Source organism: Methylophilus sp. DMC18 (genome assembly GCF_056314005.1).
The window spans coordinates 23,003-40,845 of sequence record NZ_JBQUZE010000006.1 but is presented as its reverse complement, the minus strand read 5'-3'; the positions used below and the strand labels follow the sequence as shown (position 1 = coordinate 40,845).

Annotated in this window: 19 protein-coding genes; 6 read left to right on the top strand and 13 right to left on the bottom strand. The window is 49.5% G+C overall.

Going from position 1 to position 17,843, the window contains the following annotated elements; all coding sequences use genetic code 11:
• Positions 1-52: 52 nt before the first annotated feature.
• From ACT53G_RS13410 to ureE, 9 genes are all read right to left on the bottom strand, one after another.
• Positions 53-709, bottom strand: coding sequence for an ANTAR domain-containing response regulator (locus ACT53G_RS13410; RefSeq protein ID WP_476169650.1), 657 nt, complete (start codon positions 707-709; stop codon positions 53-55).
• Positions 675-1,826 carry a transporter substrate-binding domain-containing protein gene (locus ACT53G_RS13405; RefSeq protein ID WP_476169649.1) on the bottom strand — a complete coding sequence of 384 codons (1,152 nt, stop codon included), beginning with the start codon at positions 1,824-1,826 and terminating at the stop codon, positions 675-677. Before ACT53G_RS13405 ends, ACT53G_RS13410 begins: the two co-directional genes overlap by 35 nt.
• Before the next feature lie 56 nt (positions 1,827-1,882).
• Positions 1,883-2,485 (bottom strand): HupE/UreJ family protein, encoded by a 603-nt coding sequence (locus ACT53G_RS13400; RefSeq protein WP_476169648.1) that lies wholly within the window; start codon positions 2,483-2,485, stop codon positions 1,883-1,885.
• 15 nt (positions 2,486-2,500) lie between these two features.
• On the bottom strand, positions 2,501-3,199 hold the full coding sequence (locus tag ACT53G_RS13395; RefSeq protein ID WP_476169647.1) for an urease accessory protein UreD: 699 nt from the start codon (positions 3,197-3,199) through the stop codon (positions 2,501-2,503).
• A gap of 214 nt (positions 3,200-3,413) precedes the next feature.
• Complete coding sequence (gene ureG / locus ACT53G_RS13390) at positions 3,414-4,049, bottom strand: urease accessory protein UreG (RefSeq protein ID WP_476156653.1); 636 nt, start codon at positions 4,047-4,049, stop codon at positions 3,414-3,416.
• Positions 4,046-5,755, bottom strand: coding sequence for an urease subunit alpha (gene ureC / locus ACT53G_RS13385; RefSeq protein ID WP_476156651.1), 1,710 nt, complete (start codon positions 5,753-5,755; stop codon positions 4,046-4,048). The genes ureG and ureC overlap by 4 nt, the downstream gene beginning before the upstream one ends.
• 3 nt (positions 5,756-5,758) lie before the next feature.
• Positions 5,759-6,460, bottom strand: coding sequence for an urease subunit gamma (locus ACT53G_RS13380; protein WP_476156649.1), 702 nt, complete (start codon positions 6,458-6,460; stop codon positions 5,759-5,761).
• Between the two features lie 24 nt (positions 6,461-6,484).
• Positions 6,485-7,162 (bottom strand): urease accessory protein UreF, encoded by a 678-nt coding sequence (locus ACT53G_RS13375; RefSeq protein ID WP_476156647.1) that lies wholly within the window; start codon positions 7,160-7,162, stop codon positions 6,485-6,487.
• Entirely contained in the window at positions 7,155-7,601 is a 447-nt protein-coding gene (ureE, locus tag ACT53G_RS13370; protein WP_476156645.1) for an urease accessory protein UreE, read from the bottom strand. Before ureE ends, ACT53G_RS13375 begins: the two co-directional genes overlap by 8 nt.
• 495 nt (positions 7,602-8,096) lie before the next feature.
• Between ureE and ACT53G_RS13365 the strand changes: the two genes are divergently transcribed.
• Positions 8,097-8,438: a FlxA-like family protein gene (locus ACT53G_RS13365; RefSeq protein WP_476156643.1), complete on the top strand. Its 342-nt coding sequence runs from the start codon at positions 8,097-8,099 to the stop codon at positions 8,436-8,438.
• A 124-nt stretch (positions 8,439-8,562) separates the two neighbouring features.
• On the opposite strand, the gene ACT53G_RS13360 is transcribed toward ACT53G_RS13365, so the two are convergent.
• Both ACT53G_RS13360 and ACT53G_RS13355 read right to left on the bottom strand, forming a co-directional pair.
• Positions 8,563-9,606 (bottom strand): NAD(P)-dependent alcohol dehydrogenase, encoded by a 1,044-nt coding sequence (locus ACT53G_RS13360; protein WP_194749348.1) that lies wholly within the window; start codon positions 9,604-9,606, stop codon positions 8,563-8,565.
• A gap of 155 nt (positions 9,607-9,761) precedes the next feature.
• Complete coding sequence (locus tag ACT53G_RS13355) at positions 9,762-10,727, bottom strand: AraC family transcriptional regulator (protein WP_194749347.1); 966 nt, start codon at positions 10,725-10,727, stop codon at positions 9,762-9,764.
• A gap of 184 nt (positions 10,728-10,911) precedes the next feature.
• Here ACT53G_RS13355 and ACT53G_RS13350 point away from each other — a divergent pair, with 184 nt between their 5' ends.
• The 5 genes from ACT53G_RS13350 (at position 10,912) to ACT53G_RS13330 (ending at position 15,878) form a co-directional block, all read left to right on the top strand.
• Positions 10,912-12,849: an SMP-30/gluconolactonase/LRE family protein gene (locus ACT53G_RS13350; RefSeq protein ID WP_476169646.1), complete on the top strand. Its 1,938-nt coding sequence runs from the start codon at positions 10,912-10,914 to the stop codon at positions 12,847-12,849.
• A gap of 147 nt (positions 12,850-12,996) precedes the next feature.
• Positions 12,997-13,284: a PsiF family protein gene (locus ACT53G_RS13345; RefSeq protein ID WP_194749345.1), complete on the top strand. Its 288-nt coding sequence runs from the start codon at positions 12,997-12,999 to the stop codon at positions 13,282-13,284.
• Positions 13,285-13,462: 178 nt separating this feature from the next.
• A complete protein-coding gene (locus tag ACT53G_RS13340) occupies positions 13,463-14,335 on the top strand; it encodes a fatty acid desaturase family protein (protein ID WP_476169645.1) in 873 nt (290 codons plus the stop codon).
• The gene (locus ACT53G_RS13335) at positions 14,336-15,199 is read left to right on the top strand and encodes a fatty acid desaturase family protein (RefSeq protein ID WP_275356683.1); all 864 of its coding nucleotides are present in this window, start codon (positions 14,336-14,338) and stop codon (positions 15,197-15,199) included.
• A gap of 157 nt (positions 15,200-15,356) precedes the next feature.
• A complete protein-coding gene (locus tag ACT53G_RS13330) occupies positions 15,357-15,878 on the top strand; it encodes a superoxide dismutase family protein (protein WP_476169644.1) in 522 nt (173 codons plus the stop codon).
• A gap of 77 nt (positions 15,879-15,955) precedes the next feature.
• On the opposite strand, the gene cyoE is transcribed toward ACT53G_RS13330, so the two are convergent.
• On the bottom strand, positions 15,956-16,849 hold the full coding sequence (gene cyoE / locus ACT53G_RS13325; RefSeq protein ID WP_476145119.1) for a heme o synthase: 894 nt from the start codon (positions 16,847-16,849) through the stop codon (positions 15,956-15,958).
• A 27-nt stretch (positions 16,850-16,876) separates the two neighbouring features.
• Positions 16,877-17,842, bottom strand: a complete 966-nt coding sequence (locus ACT53G_RS13320; RefSeq protein WP_476145120.1) for a COX15/CtaA family protein — start codon at positions 17,840-17,842, stop codon at positions 16,877-16,879.
• Between the last annotated feature and the right edge of the window lies 1 nt (position 17,843).

Genomic DNA, 17,843 nt, shown 5'->3' with positions numbered 1-17,843 from the left:
AGCAACATCGCAAAAAATTTAATTGACCCAACGCAGGCTCAATCAATCAATATCAAATATTCATAATTGATTGAGCATAAATGATTGTTTCCGCAATCACTTCTATCTCAACTCGCTTACTCTTGGCTTGGTCACGAAGTATTGCATAAGCCTCTTCTTCTGAGATTTTTTTCGAAGCCATTAGAATTCGCTTCGCCTCATACACTGTTGCCACGCCTGCAACTTTCCTTTCAAGTCGCTGAATACGCTTACGCCCCTCTGCAATATCTTTGAAGCATTGTCTGGTAATGACCATGGACGTAAGCAAGCCAAATTCGCGAATAGGACAAGCAACAACGCCTTTTACGCCTATCTTTAATGCCAGGTTTACGATGGTTGGGTTTTCATAAGCCACAACCGCAATAATGGGTGGGCAATTCTCTGAGTTAAACCAAGCATACTCTGCCACATTAAACTCAGGATTGATGGATAGAAAAATTAAATCTGTTAATTCAGATAACTCTGGTCGCGGTGGCCAGAATTGCGACGTCCTACAGCCAATCCGCTCTAATTGTTGAAGTAGCATTTCCCCATCTTTATCCTGAGGGTGAAATACCACCACATTCAAAGATCGCAGATCTCTTAATAACTCTGAAGTTAGTCTCAAAGCCTGAGTGGGCTGGCCATTGGTCAAATTACATCCCCAATCGTCCTGAAACCAGACGGACATCTTCAAATGTATGTGTCACTAAATAGGGATCCGCATACACTTGATTTGATGATTCACGCACAATCGTAAATTGGCCATCAGCGTTTGCTCGTCCAATTCTAGGATTTAAATTTGTATGATGACTGAGTGGATCAATACTGATCAGGCCTTGCGGGGCATTAAACTCTGAATCCAACAGGTAGGGTAAGAGTGCTTCAATATCATCATCGTTGGATTGAGCCATCGCGTTGGCGAACAGATGAACCTGGAAATACGCTGCTTCCCAATTCATATTTGGGATTGCGCCATGCCCGAATTTTTTTCTAAAGTTAGCAAGACACTCCCGATTGACTTGAGAGTCTACAGATTGAAAATAGGGTGAGGATGTAAAGTGGCCTGACGCAGCCTCAGCACCCATTTGTGCAATTTCAGCCTCTGAGGTGGACAAACTTGCTATCGGCATTTGCTGAGGATTAAGCCCGGCCTGAGCATAGTGCTTATACAAATATGCTGTTGTCTCTCCAACCACAGTCGAAAAAATAAAGTCAGGTTTTTTTTCTTTGATATCTTCAACAATGGGAAGAAACTCGTCTTCACTGGCATTCAACTTCAAATACACCTCACCAAGGACTTCACCATCTTCATACTGGGTCAGTAATTCTTTCATGATGCGATTCGACTCATATGGGAAGATATAGTCAGAGCCAACCAGATAAACCCTTGTACCATAATTGGATGTCATATACTCGACTAATTGCACGATATTCTGGTTGGGCGTTGCGCCGGTATAAATGACGTTATTAGAGAACTCAAACCCCTCATACATGGTTGGATAAAAAAGTAGCCTGTTCCATTTTTCTACCACGGGTAAAATAGCTCTACGACTGATGGAGGTGTACCCTCCGAAAATCACCTTTACCTTATCTTCCAAGATTAACTTTTCAGCAAAAGCAGCATCGAGATCAGGATTTGACTGGGTGTCATATGAAATCGGAACGATCATTCTGCCATTGATACCGCCAGCGGCATTGACCTCATCTATCGCAAGCAGAGTACCTTGTAGTTGCGAGTTTCCAATGGCAGAGACGACGCCAGTTTGGGAGTACAGAACGCCCACTTTGATTGAATGATCTTGCATTAATTTAAACCCCTACAACGTACCAAGGCAATCGGCCTTCAAGCATTTTATTGTATTTATACAACCAGAAGCGACAACCCAACCACTGCAGTGGCAGCGCCAAGATAGGCCACTATCTTCTCACGCCCTTTGAGTGAAGTGAGCATACCCGCCAACAGAAGTAATGAAGAACCTGCCACTAAACCCACCCCGTATTCAAAACCTTTTGCATTAAACGGCATTTCAAGACCATGCGCATAGCCATGAAAAACAGAGAACATCCCTACTAAAGGTAATAACAATGGCAGAGACAATTTGACCCTGCATGCTAATAGCACGCCACTGACGACCAAGGTTAAAAGGATACCCATTTCACTGAAAGAAATAACCAGCCCAGAAATGGCTGCAGTACATGCTAACGCCATTGCCGAAAGGCATACCACCGGCGCCAACATGATTGCTTTGCCACCTCTTTGACCAGCGAGCAGTCCTATTGCAAACATAGAAAGTAAATGGTCAACCCCGCTAAAAGGGTGACTGAAGCCTGCAAAAAAACCCATCATATCGTCGAAATGCCCAGGGTGCGCGTAGGTGCTTCCGGCCCACATCATCAAAAACATCGTCACTAGATATTTAGTATCACTTCTCATATTTTCCTCATTTCCATTTAAATTGATCATTCCTACGCATCTGCCTTAATCAAGCGCGGCTAATTGCAAAGCGTCAACCATGAACTCTCGAACCAATATCCATGCTAAATCCAGCCCTTGCTTGAGGGATGCACCATCCTCCCCCAGCATCCGTATCCATACCCCGGCGTTGGATGGCAAGGTAGACACGCCCACATATAACGCCTCCATCGCAACCAATCCTGCCCGCAGATGGGTCACCAGAGCGTCTGCAGGCACCTGCTGGGCGATCACCATGAGTGTTGCCTGCGCCTTATATTTGCCGGTAATGCCCAGGGTCTTGCTTTCGTAGGTCTCCCCAGTCACAAAGGCGCGATCCCTTACCAGCACTTCCCCTTGTAGATTACGGACACAGACGTCTGTCCGTAAACTCGTAAACGTCTCGCCATTGTGATTGGGGTTGTGCGCGATAAAAGAGTCACAAAATATCACAGTGGCTGATGGAGCAACTTTCAACTCTAGACTCGATATTAAATTGGCCATTGGAAACATAATCAGAGGCCCAGGCGCATACTCACAAAATGAGCCCGGCCCTGCTTCAATAAAGACTTTCTGTTGCGCGATGTCTTTCTCCATCCTGTGCACAACCGTCGCGGCCGCAGTGGTAACGCGTGCCTGGCTATTCTCTGCAAGGACGATCGAAACACTGGTTCTATCACTCTCAAAAATACCGCCGCTAGTCGATTGCAAGCATAAAGTAGCCATACTGGGCGGATCATTTGGTTTGTAATATGCTCGGCATACATGAAAGGGATAAGTGACAAATTGCTCATCGATATAAGTGCGCTTACCAGGCCCAGGAGATACAAATACCAATCTGACTTGATTACCGCCTGTTGAACCAAGCTTCATTAAAGACAAAGGCAGGGCATCCCCAGCCCCTATTGTCTCGACGATGGGCGCTACAACCTGTAAATGGTTAGCCCTCAAAAAGAACCTCCCTGGCAATTTTCTCGACCACCTCATCAATGCCATGACCTTTGGCGCAATTGGTGAGCAGTATTGGCTTGCCACCTCGAACCTCTTCCCCTTCCATCAACATCCGTTCGATATTCACCCCCACATAGGGTGCTAAATCCGTTTTATTGATGATCAACAAATCGCACTGCATGACACCTAGCCCGCGTTTGCGTGGAATATCATCACCTCCTGCGACATCAATGACGAATAACCAATAATCAACGAGATCAAGTGAAAAGGAAGAGGCCAAATTATCACCGCCACTTTCAATCAGGATGAGATCCAGATTTCCATATTTCTCATCCAGAAAATCAGCCGCCTGGATGTTCATCGTTGGATCTTCACGGATAGCAGTATGAGGACAGGCGCCAGTTTCGACTGCCATCACCCGGTCAGGTGAAATCAGTCCGCTCCGTTGAATCCTGATTGCGTCCTCTTTAGTTACTAAATCATTGGTGATGACAGCGAGTTGGGTGCCTCTTGCAATAAATCTTGGAATAAGTTGCTCAAGTAAGGCCGTTTTACCCGACCCAACGGGACCGCCAATGCCGACCCTGGCGGCCCCCTGATGTGGTTTGACAGTGTCTGTATTCATCTGAACATATACCTTTGCGCCAATGGGAGTTTCGTTGAAGGCTCACAAGTGATCGGAACGCCATCAATGGAGACCTGAAAGGTTTGAGAATTGACACTGATATTAGGCAGGGTCTTGTTGTGAAGCATATCGGACTTATTGATTTTTCTGGTGCCATACGATGGAAGCAGGCCTTTTTTGAGCCCTAACTTGTCGGACAGACCAGCCTCTATTGCCAAAGGATTCACAAAGTTAAAGCTCAACTGACTTGGCGCGCCACCAAAAGCGCCCCATTGTGGACGCATAATGACTGGTTCACAGGTCATTAGTGATGCAGCACTATCCCCCATGGGAGACCAGACAATGAAACCGCCTTTCACGACTAACTCAGGTTTGATGCCAAAAAATGCAGGGCGCCATAAAACGATATCCGCAATTTTTCCACTTTCTAATGAGCCAACATGTTCATCGATCCCAAACGCGCGTGCTGCGTTAATCGTATATTTAGCGATGTACCTTTTGATCCGCTCGTTATCCCCAATTCGGGAGGTTTCCTCGGCTAAACGGCCGCGCTGGTCTTTCATCTTGCTTGCCAACTGCCAGGTTCTACAAACCACTTCGTTGATACGCCCCATGCCTTGACTGTCAGAACCCAGCATAGAGATGGCGCCCATATCATGTAAAACATCCTCAGCCGCAATTGTTTGAGCTCGAATGCGACTCTCAGCAAAGGCCACATCTTCTGGAATGGATGGGTTCAGATGATGGCAAACCATAATCATATCCAGGTGCTCATCGAAGGTATTGATGGTGTAAGGATTGGTGGGGTTAGTAGAAGAAGGTAAGCAGTTCAGCTCCCCGACGACTTTGATGATGTCAGGTGCATGCCCACCACCAGCGCCTTCCGTATGGTACATGTGTATTGTTCTACCCTTGACCGCGGCCAATGAGTCTTCAAGAAAACCACTTTCATTTAAAGTGTCTGAGTGAAGGCAAACTTGGAAGTCAAGTTCATCCGCAACAGAGAGGCAAGTGTCGATGACAGCGGGCATCGCGCCCCAGTCTTCATGAATTTTCAGACCAAAACAACCGCCTGAAAGTTGATCGTATATTGATTGAGGGTTGGAGGAGCTTCTACCCAAGAATCCAAAGTTGATTGGCCAATGCTCACTGGATTGATGCATTTTGCCAACATTCCACTCCCCGGCACTGTCAATACCGACTGTAATCGGCCCTAGTGACCCACCTATGAGGGTTGTCAGGCCAGAACTAAGGGCGTGCTCGCAAAGTTGTGCGCTGTCAAAATGAACGTGAACATCAATGCCTCCAGGCGTGGCAATGAGCCCTTCACCATCCCGCACCGTGGTCGCTGCGCCAATCACCAAGTCATTATCTACGCCATCCATAATGGCGGGGTTACCGGCCTTGCCAATCTTGACTATTTTCCCGGCTTTAATCCCAATGTCCCCTTTAACGATGCCGAGTACTGGATCAATAATCACCACATTTGAGATCAACATATCTAATGATCCGGATGCGCTATCAAACCCCGGCGCCATTCCAAGTCCATCACGGAGCGTTTTGCCGCCGCCATGCAAACACTCATCCCCTGGGAATCCAAAATCTTTTTCGATTTCAGCGAGCAGTGAGGTATCTCCAAGTCGAACAGCATCGCCAACAGTTGGGCCGTACATTGCTGCATATTCTTTACGCGTGATCTTTGCCATCTCTTACGCACCTTTAAAGTTTGATTGACGTGCACGCTCTAAAGCGACCTCTAGTAGTTCTTCATTTTTTGTAGAACCATTGGTCAAGTTGTTTAAACCATATACTTCTGCTTTACCGCCAAAAGCGACAAGGGTCACCACTTTGCTTTCACCGGGCTCAAAACGCACTGCGGTACCAGCTGGGATGTCGAGATGCATTCCAAAAGATAATCTACGCTCAAAATCCAGGGCTCGATTAGCCTCGAAAAAGTGATAATGGCTGCCAATTTGGATAGGCCTATCTCCAGTATTCACAGCTTTCAATGAAACCTGTTTTCTACCGGCGTTAATTTCAATGTCTCCATCGGCTGCAATGATTTCACCAGGAACAATTTCATCCTCTGGCGCTCGCTTGAGTTTTCCTGGCCGGATTGGATCGTGCACGGTAACGAGTTTTGTCCCATCAGGGAAAACAGGCTCCACCTGAATCATCGTGACCATGGCTTCCACGCCTGGCATGACATCGTCAGTCGTCAGAATCTGTGAGCCATAACTAATGAGCTCGGCCACGGAACGTCCGTCTCTTGCCCCTTCCATAATTTCGTCAGCAATAATGGCAATCGCCTCAGGGTGGTTCAACTTAAGGCCACGCTCCATTCTTCTACGCGCCAACTGGGCTGCATTGAATATTGCAAAGCGCTCCATTTCTACGGGTGTTAGTAACATGCATTTCTCCCTCAATGTATGCCATCAATTAAAAAACAATCTTGAATCTGCTGTTTCATGCCGCATCACAGCAATGTCTGTTTCGGGTATATACGAATGAAGTTCTTCAAGCGGCACCAAGGGTTGCGAGAGCAAATGAGCAGAAATCTCATGCATGTTCTTGATGATGATCTGGCTATCAACATAGCCAATCAGACCCAGCCTGATGGCTGCACTGACGAAGGCTGAACAAAAACTATATCCAGACAACACGGCTGCCTGATGCTTGGTTAAACCGACCCCAAACCACAGCAGCCCCTGAACTGCCGAGAGTTGCCCAGGCGCTTTTAGGCTTTTGACGAGTTTCTTGTATTCTTCCGCATGCGGCGTGCCTAATTTTGCATGCGTGGTTAACAAGCCAGAACCAGCGCGTTCAGCACCTGTTCTAAACTCTTTAGTAAGCGATAAAACATGTAGCTCTTTATCCACGCGCGCAACCGCTGCTAAATCCCCTTTCGCCTGGTATGCAGCGATGAGGCCTGGCAATTCACAAGTGACCCAACGTCCTCTTAACTGACCCTCGATATACGTATTTAAATCAAACGAAGATTGAATTTTTTTTTCATTGCAGAGCGTCTCCAATCCCCAGGAAAAGGAGGTTGCTCCTGAAGGAAAGAAGCTGTCTGCATGCTGCAGAGTGATGAATAGGGAATCACTACTCATGCATCAACTCAACTTTCACATCCGAAATAAAATGGAAAATGCGCTCGATATATCGTTCCTTCGGACCATTCAACATGATTCTCAAAATATCGCCCTCAAAATCCACTTTCCAGTGCATATTCCCGCAGAAATACCCAACCTCCAGCGCGGCAGCTAAGCTAGTGGGCCGCAAGCAAAGATATTCAACTTTAGCCATTTGAACGACGATGGCTTTTTTGTCTTCAAGTAGGAGGACTGCCCCATTGGACAGCATCTCATTTCTGGAAAGCTGAATCGCACACTCCGTGCCTTTATCCGTCTTCATCCGCAGTCGGTGCCTCAGAACATCGTCCTTATTCAGTACCAAGTGTTCAACAACGCCATGGTGATTTAAATCGTGTAACTGCTCAGCGACTCCCTGATCAGTCGAGTTAGCAATGATTTTATTTAGTACGAGCATTCATCTGTTCCCTTAAGCTTGATAAGTACAGCGATGTAAATTTTGAGCAAAAAAAAGCCCTGTTCAGTCAACAAACTGACTGAACAGGGCTTTCCTAGCCATACACTAAACCGGCAACATTGGCGATTTGTGTAGAATTAACAAACTGTATTCAAACTATTCTTAAATACTTTCATTGTCAACATTTTTGTGTTTTGCTTTGAATAATTTCCATAAAACCCGTCATCGTCGGCTTGGTCACACTGACTTTTTCTACTAGGTCAGTCGTCAATCAACTGAGATCATCCTGCCGCATCAATAACCCCATTACCCACCAGCACAGTCTAAATATCGGAGGCTATACGCAAAATACTGACAAAACAAAATACCAGCCAGATTTTTCAGCGAATATGGTTTCAAAACCAAGACATGCCTGGTCAAACATTCAGCGCTTTTCTCAAGTTTGGCTAACTTGTGTCGTAATTCAATTGTAGCCAATACTTTTATGAGCATGCCATGTCCATTTCTATTTCGATGTCCGCTGTGAGCACTCAAATGACCAGTACAGCCAGCACGAGCGGCAGCAGCCAGTCGGCCATAGAAGCACTGCAGAAAAAGCTGACCTCCCTGCAAAAAGACCTGAAGGAAGCAATTAATACGCAATCGAAAGAAGGGCAGGCCAAAGCCAAGCTCATCCAATTGCAAATCGAGGCGACACAAGCACAACTGGACCAACTTATCCGGCAAAAACAGGAAACGGCAGAAAAGCAGAAACAGACAGAAGGCTCGTCGACTCTCAACCAGAACAACCAGGCGCCTGCCAAGCAGAAACGCTCAATGATAGACGAATATGTTTAAACTGTTTTCGGACCTTAGCTTTGGTGATCGGGCCTGGCATTACCTATAAAAAAGCCCTGTTCATTTCAACAGGGCTTTTTTATCGCCAGACGGCAAGTACTCACCACTTACGTGTCATCACCGCTTAAGCTTTCATGGAATTGATATCAATCACAAAACGATATTTCACATCACTCTTAAGCATGCGCTCGTAAGCATCATTGATATAGTTGGCATCGATCATCTCGACATCACTGACGATATTATGTTTGCCACAGAAATCCAGCATTTCCTGGGTTTCCGCAATGCCGCCTATCAGTGACCCGGCGACATGACGACGTTGCGTGATCAGATTGGCGCCATGGACGTCAACCGGGTCCAGCGGACCGACCAGCACAATAGTTTTATCCCGCTTGAGCAGGCCAATATAAGGGTTCAGGTCATGGGCAACCGGCACCGTGTCAATAATCAAATCAAAACTGGATGCATGCTTGGCCAGGTCTTCGGCTTGTGTGGAGATCAGCACCTCATGCGCCCCCAGCTTGGTCGCATCAGCCGCCTTGCTGGCCGAAGTGGTGATCATCACCACATGCGCGCCCATCGCGGCCGCCAGCTTGACGCCCATGTGCCCCAAGCCGCCCAGGCCGATAATGCCGACTTTCTGGCCGGGCTGCACCTGCCAGTGTTTCAATGGCGAATACAAGGTAATGCCGGCACAGAGCAAGGGAGCCACGGCTTTGGTATCCAGGTTTTCCGGCACGCTGACCACAAAGTGTTCATCAACGGTAATCCGCTCGGCATAGCCACCAAAGGTCAGGCCGCCATGCTTGGGGTCTTTGGCGTTGTAGGTGAATACCGTGTGGTCACAGTATTGCTCTTCGCCTTCATCGCAGGCCTCACAGTGACGGCACGAATCCACCATGCAACCGACCCCCACCAATTGCCCAGGCTTGAACTTGCTCACTTGCGGGCCGACCTGCCGCACGCGGCCGACAATTTCATGTCCTGGCACCATGGGATAGAGTGAACCGCCACCCCATTCATTGCGCGCCTGGTGAATATCCGAATGGCAAATCCCGCAGTACTCGATGTCGATGAGCACATCATTCGGACCGGGTTCCCGGCGGTCTATACTCATAGGGGCAACGGGCGAGGTTGCATTTTGTACGCCGTAGGCTGCAGTTTTCATCGCATCTCCATGTCTTTTTGTTCAACCAAATGTTCCGCGGCCAAAGTCGTCCGCAGTCTGATCAACAGTCTAAACAAGCGTACGCCATCCGGCTTGCCTGCTCTTCTCAAATCGTTGCCTATTCCTCTTGGATGTTTTGACAGGCCGCATAGACGCTATTGCTGAACGGTCACATAAGCATAGTCCCGTTGATTGCCAATAAATTCCCCTGGTGAAGTGATCAAGGCACTACGGACTGCACTCACCTCTTCCATCGGGCTGCGGCCAAACATGCGCTTGAATTCACGGCTAAACTGCGAAGCACTCTCATACCCCACCTTGGTCGCCGCCAGCGTGGCATTCATACCGTCTTGCACCATCAACAACCTGGCTTTGTGCAGCCGCGTTTTTTTCAAATACTGGATAGGCGAAGTGGCCGTGACATCGCGAAAGGCGGCATGAAACGACGGCACACTCATGGCAGAGACCGCCGCCAGAGTGTCCACATTGAGGGCGTTGGCATATTCGGCATGAATCAGGCGCAAGGCTTTGCTGATGCGGCCCAAATTGCTGTGCGTGCTATGCGCGGCCAGGATGGCAGAAGATTGCGCCGAGGTGAGCAGCCGGTAATGAATCTCGCGGATAATCGCCTGGCCAAGCACGGCAGCCTCCGTCTTGGATTGCAGGCACTCCAGCAATCGCACCACTGCATTGGAGAGTTGTTTGTCCAGCGCGGTAGAAATAATGCCGCTTTTGCCATTCACCTGCATCGGCGTTGTGTGCTCCAGACTCATTAATAACTCTGAGATCACCGATAAGTTGATACGGATAGAAATGGCCAGTAGTGGCTCGTCTGGGGAGGCGATGGTTTCGCTTTCAAACGGCAACGGCACTGACAGAATCAGAAACTGCTGCGGGTTATACTGGTAGACCTCACCGCCGAGGTAACCCACTTTTCTGCCCTGGCAGACAAACACAATACTGGGTTCGTAAAACACTGGGCTGCGTGCAATCGACCGGTTCCAGCGCATGAGTTTGACGCCATCAAGTGCGGTCAGGGTAAATCCCTCTTTGGGCGTCAGTGCCGAGAGCAGAGAAATAGTCCGTTCCTTGTCGTGCGCATGCCAGCATTCATTATTCATAATATCCCCGGTTCATTGAATAATCAGGCATTGATATTACTACCAAATAGCAATAAGCAGCATATCCAAAATAGGAATAGGCAATCATTTCATATTTTTAAACTTTGCAGGGCTTGCGCAAGTGCTTACACTGGCTGAGCTAGGTATATTGGTTTAAATATTTGTAGAGAAGAGGATATCCGTGATGAAAAAAAGATTAATCACCTGCCTGCTAGGCGCCGTGCTCGCGACAGTGGCGAATGCATCCTGGGCAGATATCAATGATGTACGTGCCAATTTAAACAAACTGCATCTGCCGGATGGCTTTCAGATTGATGTGTATGCCGAGGTGCCGGGGGCCCGCCAGATGGCGCTGGGCACCAATGGCAATGTGTATGTCGGTACGCGTGGCAGTCATGTGTATGCCGTCGTCGATAAAAACAAGGATCACAAGGCTGACCAGGTGGTCAGCATTCTGGACGATCTCAAGGTTGGCAATGGCGTCGCCATGGTGGATGGCCATTTATATGTCGCCGAGCAGCATCGGATCACACGCTATGCCGCCCCAGACTTTGACCTCACGCTGCCGTTTAAGGCCATGCGCGAAGTCGTGTATGAGCAACTGCCGGACAAGGCGCATCATGGTTGGCGCTATCTGGCGGTGGGGCCGAACAACAAGCTGTACGTAACGATTGGCGCGCCATGCAATATCTGCGACCCGACAGGTCACGAAGCCTCAATTATCCGCATGAATGCCGATGGCAGCCAGGTAGAAACGTTTGCCAAAGGCGTGCGTAACTCGGTCGGCATGGATTTTCAGCCAGGCACCCAAACCCTGTTTTTCACTGACAATGGCGTCGATCTGCTTGGACCAGACATCCCGCATGACGAACTCAACGCAGCGCCTAAAGCCGGGCTGCACTTTGGTTTTCCCTATTTTGCAGGCGGCGATACACGCGATCCCAACTGGAAAAACAAAACGCCGCCTGCCGAGGTGACCAAGCCTGTCGCAGAATTCCAGGCGCACAGCGCCAATCTGGGCTTCAAGTTTTACACGGGCAAGCAATTCCCTGCCGAGTATCAGGGCAATGCGATAATTGCCCAGCATGGCTCGTGGAACCGCAAGGTGCCGGTGGGCTACCAGTTGGTGCGCGTGACTTTTGATGCTCAGCACCAGGTCAAGGAAACCAAGCCATTTATTGATGGCTGGCTCACCGCGGATGGCGAAGTCTGGGGCCGCCCGACGGATGTGTTACAGCTTGCGGATGGTTCGTTGCTGGTCTCGGACGATTACAATGGCGTGCTTTACCGTGTGAGCTACACCGGCAAAGCAGGTGCGTCAGGCGTGAACGCCAACACCGCCAACACACTGAGCGGATTCGCCATGCCTGAATCCGTTTTTGCCAGCCCGGACGGCACCCTGTATGTGTCTGAAATCGGTGAATTTGGTAAAGCGGGCGATGGCAAAATCACGCGCATTGCGGCCGACGGCACCCGTACAACACTGGCAGAAGGCCTGAATGACCCCAAAGGGCTGGATCTGTTTAACGGCCAACTGTATGTGGCGGATAATGATCGCGTGGTGCGGATTGACACCAGCAACGGCAAGCAGACCGTAGTCGCTGCACCCAGTGCCTTCCCACAAAAACCAGTGTTTCTGAACGATATCGAGATTGATGGCCTAGGCAATGTCTACGTCTCTGACAGTGGCGATGACAACGGCAAGGGCGCGGGGATTTTCAAGCTCACGCCTGAGGGTAAAGTCACGCAAGTGCTCAAAGCCAATGCCGGGATCAAACGCCCCAATGGTTTGCTCATGGATGGTCCTAACCGTTTGCTGGTCGCAGACTTTGGCACAGGCAAATTGTTCAGTGTTCAACTGGGTGGCAGCAAGCCGGCAGTGACGCTACTGAACCAGGGCTTTGGCGGCGCAGATGGCCTGATCCGCGACGCCTACGGCATGCTGTATGTGAGTGACTGGGCGGGCGGCAACGTCTGGCAACTCAGTGACCCCAAAGCGACGCCGCAACGCATCATCCAGGGCTATCAGTCAGCAGCCGATATCAGCCTCTCCGCGGATGGCAAATCACTACTGATCCCTGACATGAAAGCCGGCTTGCTCTATCGTATGCCCATTCATTAAATAGACGTCTCAGCGTAAGGCATAAAAGCCCGGGATCTCCCGGGCTTTTTTTATTCCCCAAGCCATGCGCTCTATGTCAAAATGTAACACACAGGCCCGCCGCTGGCAGCCTCAAACTCGAAAAATTTATTTTGTTTGGAGACGTCGATGAATAAACTGGTGATTGCTATGTTGCTGTCTTGTGTCTGTTTTTCTGTTCAGGCTGGCACGCAACAAGAAAAAATGAAAACCTGTAACGCCGATGCAAAAGCCAAGGCCTTGGCCGGCGATGAACGCAAAGCATTCATGAAACAATGCCTGTCCGCAGAGGGCGCCAGCTCAGGGTTGACCGCGCAACAGGAAAAAATGAAAACCTGTAACGCTGACGCTAAAACCAAAGCGCTCAAAGGCGATGAGCGTAAAGCATTTATGAAATCCTGCCTGTCCGCCAGTTAAGCGGCCACTTGCAAAAAAAGCCTGTGTTTTACACAGGCTTTTTTGTTGCTTCTGCGATGCGCTAAACGTCGGCACATGCCCCTGTTTGGCAAAATTCTGCCGCTGTAAGGCTTAAGTAAGTGATCCGCTGCATGATACGAGATTATTTTATCCGTGGATCATTGCTGAGGTTTGGCCCGTGCGCGTCAAAAAATCTCCTTACCTGTTCGCTTATAGTGCCTGGGATATCATCCCTGTCCTTGCCGGTTGCCTGCATTTTTTGTTTTTTGCATGGATGATTTCCAGCTTTCATAGTCTGGCGCTGTGGCAAAAATGTGTGGTGGGACTGATCTATGCCTTTAGCATCTCGTGGAATGTGAATAGTGTTTCCCATAACTTTATTCACAACGCCTACTTCAAATCTACCCTGCTCAACCGACTGTTCAGCCTGATGGAATCAGTCACCATGGGCTTCTCGCAAACCATGTATGACTATGTCCACCGGCAACATCACATTGGCAACAATGACCGCAAAGGTGCCGATGGCGAGACCATAGACTGGATCTCCATTTATCGGCATGGCGAGCATGGTCAAGCCGAGCATCCGCTCAAATACTCGCTGCTGAGTTATTTCCGCGATGATCCCAAACGCATCTACGGTTTGATTAAAAAACATAGCCAGGCATTGGCTTATTTTGCGGTGTTTGAAGTCGTCGTGGTCACCTTGATGATCGTGGGCTTTTTGCTGTGGGATTGGCAATTCGGGCTGTTCTTCGTGTTCTTTTATTACCTGGGCCATTCGCTGACGGCCATGAATGGCTACTATGAGCACGCTGGCGCCAACCCGGACTTGCCAATTGCCTGGGGTGTCAGCTGCTATAACAAACTCTATAACTGGTTGTGGTTAAACAATGGCTATCACGCCGAACATCACTACCGGCCCAAGCATCACTGGACACAGATGCATACCTTGCACACACAAATTGCCGAGAAACAAAAACAAGCCGGGGTCAAGGTGATCCCTTGGCCACACCCGATTGGATTTATGATGGAATGGATGAAGGAACAATAAATGGCCGCCAAAAACAAGCCTGGCTTTCTATTTGCTTACTCTTACTGGGATGTGATCCCCGTTGTGTTCGGGATACTGCATTTTGCCTATTTGATTGGCATGTTTCTATGGTTTGACCGCCTGCCCTGGTACGCCAATGTACTACTGGGGCTGGTCTACGCCGTCAGCATTTCATGGAACATCAATGGCATCTCGCATAACTTTATCCACAACCCCTACTTCAAGTCTGAGTTCCTGAACCGGATATTCAGTCTGTTGGAGTCTGTGACCATGGTCTTCTCGCAAACCTTTTATGATGCCGTGCATAAACGCCATCATATTGGTAACAGCGACCGGCCGGATGCCAATGGCAACACCATAGACTGGCTCTCAATTTACCGCTACGGCAGCAACGGTGAACCTGAGAATGTCTGGGCGTATACCTTCAAAAGTTATTTCAGGGACGACCCGGCGGAAATCTACCGAGAAATTAAAAAACGCAATCCTGGCCTGGCGCGCTTTGGTGTGTTTGAAATCCTCTGCTCCATCCTGCTGGTGCTGGTCGGTTTTGTGCTGAACTGGAAATTCATGCTGTTTATGGTGCCGTTTTATTACCTTGGCCACTGCCTGTCTTCGCTCAACGGCTGGTATGAGCACTGGCGCGGCAATCCTGACCTGCCGATTGCCTGGGGGGTCAGCAGCTACAGCAAGCTTTACAACCTGATCTGGTTTAACAATGGCTATCATGCCGAGCACCATTACCGTCCCAAGCACCACTGGACCAAAATGCATGAACTGCATTTGCAAATTGCTGACAAACAGAAAGAGGCTGGCGTGCATGTGATTACCTGGTCGCATGGCCTGGGCTTCTTGCAACCCAAGTAGTCGGATCTCCCAGGCATCGTGGCATGGTTCCAGTGATCGTCATGGAAACTTTTAAAGCCTGGTGCCTGCTTTAAGGCTTTATGCCCAACTTTGCGACACCTGCCCTCGCCTGGTGACAGCAATCTCTCGCTCAATGATTCATACCAAGGAGTATTTCATGCAAACCCTATCCCGCTTGCTGCTCAGCCTCTCGCCTTTTTTATTGGCCTCCTGCAGTCAAATACCTTTCATGCAGCAGACTTCTGCGCACGCCACGCTAGAAGCCAAATCGGACTCACAGGTCACCGGCGATGTAGACCTGATTCAACAGGGCACGAAAGTACTGTTGATTGCCCGTGTGGCGGGCTTGACGCCCAACTCCATACACGGCTTTCATATTCATGAAAAAGGCGATTGTTCTGCGGTGGATGCATCGAGCGCAGGTGGGCACTTCAATCCTGATGCGCATCCACATGCCTCGCAAGCAACGCCTAGCCATCATTTTGGCGACCTTCCCAACCTGAAAGCAGACAACACGGGCAATGCCATTTACCGTGCCACGCTGGAGGATGCCAGTTTGGCTGAAGGTGCACATGGACTCATTGGACATGCGGTGATTATTCATCGAGATGCCGACGATTATGTGACTCAACCTGCAGGCAATGCGGGACCAAGAATCGCGTGCGGCGTGATTAAATAATGTCCTAAACCCACAGTGCCGATACGGGATCTATCCGCATCGGCACTGTGGGTTTGATTTTAAAACGCTGTTGGTTTTTAAATGAGATAATGATCCAGTAACAGCGCGGCAAAAATCAGACTCAGGTAGAGAATGGAATACTTGAAGGTAGTTTTGGCCAGCGCATCTGAATACTGCCGGTAGAGCCTGACCACATAATACATAAACACTGTATTCAGCAGCACAGCGGACAGCAGATAAAGCCAGCCACTCATGCCGAGGCCATAGGGCATCAGCGACACCACCACCAGAATCACGGTATACAAGACAATATGCAACAGTGTGAATCGCTCGCCATGAGTGACCGGTAACATAGGCATGCCGACTTTGGCGTATTCTTCGCGGCGATACAAAGCCAGCGCCCAGAAGTGTGGTGGCGTCCAGGCAAAAATAATCAAAAACATCACCAGCGACTCTGGCGAGACGGTATTGTTGACCGCTGCCCAGCCCAGAATGGGCGGCATGGCCCCAGAAGCGCCGCCAATCACAATATTCATCGGTGTAGCAGGTTTAAGAAACACTGTGTAAATCACCGCATAGCCGACAAACGTGGCTAAAGTTAGCCACATGGTGAGCGGATTCACCCAGTAATAGAGGATGCTCAACCCTACCCCACCCAGTACACTGGCAAACATCAAGGTCTCCATTTGTGATAACTGGCCGGTAGGCAATGGTCGCGCGCGCGTACGCGCCATCATGGCATCAATCTTATATTCAATCAGGCAATTGAAAGCTGCGGCAGCCCCAGACGCGAAAGCAATGCCCACCGTGGCTGCCACCAGCACAGTGATGGGTACCATGCCCGGTGTGGCCATAAACATGCCTATCATGGCAGTAAAGACGATCAGCGCGGTGACACGCGGTTTACATAAGGCATAAAAGTGCCGCAAGCCCATTTTTGCAGCGGCCATGTGTGTCCATGCTGTTTGCATTGCATACTCCCCCTTGTTTTAATCTAATCAATGCTTCAATCTGGCATTCATGGCAACCAGGCATATTCCGAGCAGCGCAGCCCCGGCGTTATGCATGACTGCCAGCACTAACGGTAACTGCAAAATCAGGTTGGCAATCCCTAGTGCAATCTGACCCAAAACGAGCACGAGCAAGCAGCCAGTTAACCAACGCGGCATGGCTGATTGCCACACCAGCTTGACGCTGACCATGAGCCATACAAACACCAGCAGTGCCCCTAACCGATGCACCCATTGGATGGCCGTTAATGCATTAAGGTGCAGCTGTCCACCATCCCGGCTTTCACCCAAAGCCCGCGTCAAATGAAAGCCCTCGCCCGCATCCATATCTGGCCACCAGGCACCATGACAGGTGGGAAAGTCCGTGCAGGCCAAGGCCGCATAATTACTGCTGGTCCAGCCTCCCAGTAGCACCTGCAGTATCCAGACCAGCAAAGCCAGTTGCAACCAGTGCAATTGCCACGGCTTTATCGCGATACGCTGGCTGACAACATGCCGACATGCGATCCAGCTTAATACGGCCAAGGTCGTCATGCCGCCCAGCAAATGCAAAGTCACAATCATGGGTTTCAACAGCAACGTCACCGTCCACATACCTAGCATCGCTTGCAGCACAATCAGACCAATCAAACCCACAGAAAGTTGCCACGGTGTTTCCAGAGTTTTTCTTTTAGTATAAGCCAATACGCCAAGCAGCAACACTAACAAGCCCAGGCTACCCGCCAGATAGCGATGTGCCATTTCCTTCCAGGCTTTGGCATGCTGTAGTGGTTTATCTGGATAGGCCTGTTGCGCAGACACTATCGCTGCCTCACTTTGCGGCACGGTCAACGCTCCATAACAACCCGGCCAGTCGGGGCAACCCAAGCCAGCATCAGAGAGTCTGACATAGGCCCCTAGCACCACGACACAAAAGGCCACCATCGCCGCCAGCACACTTAAACGTTTAAACATC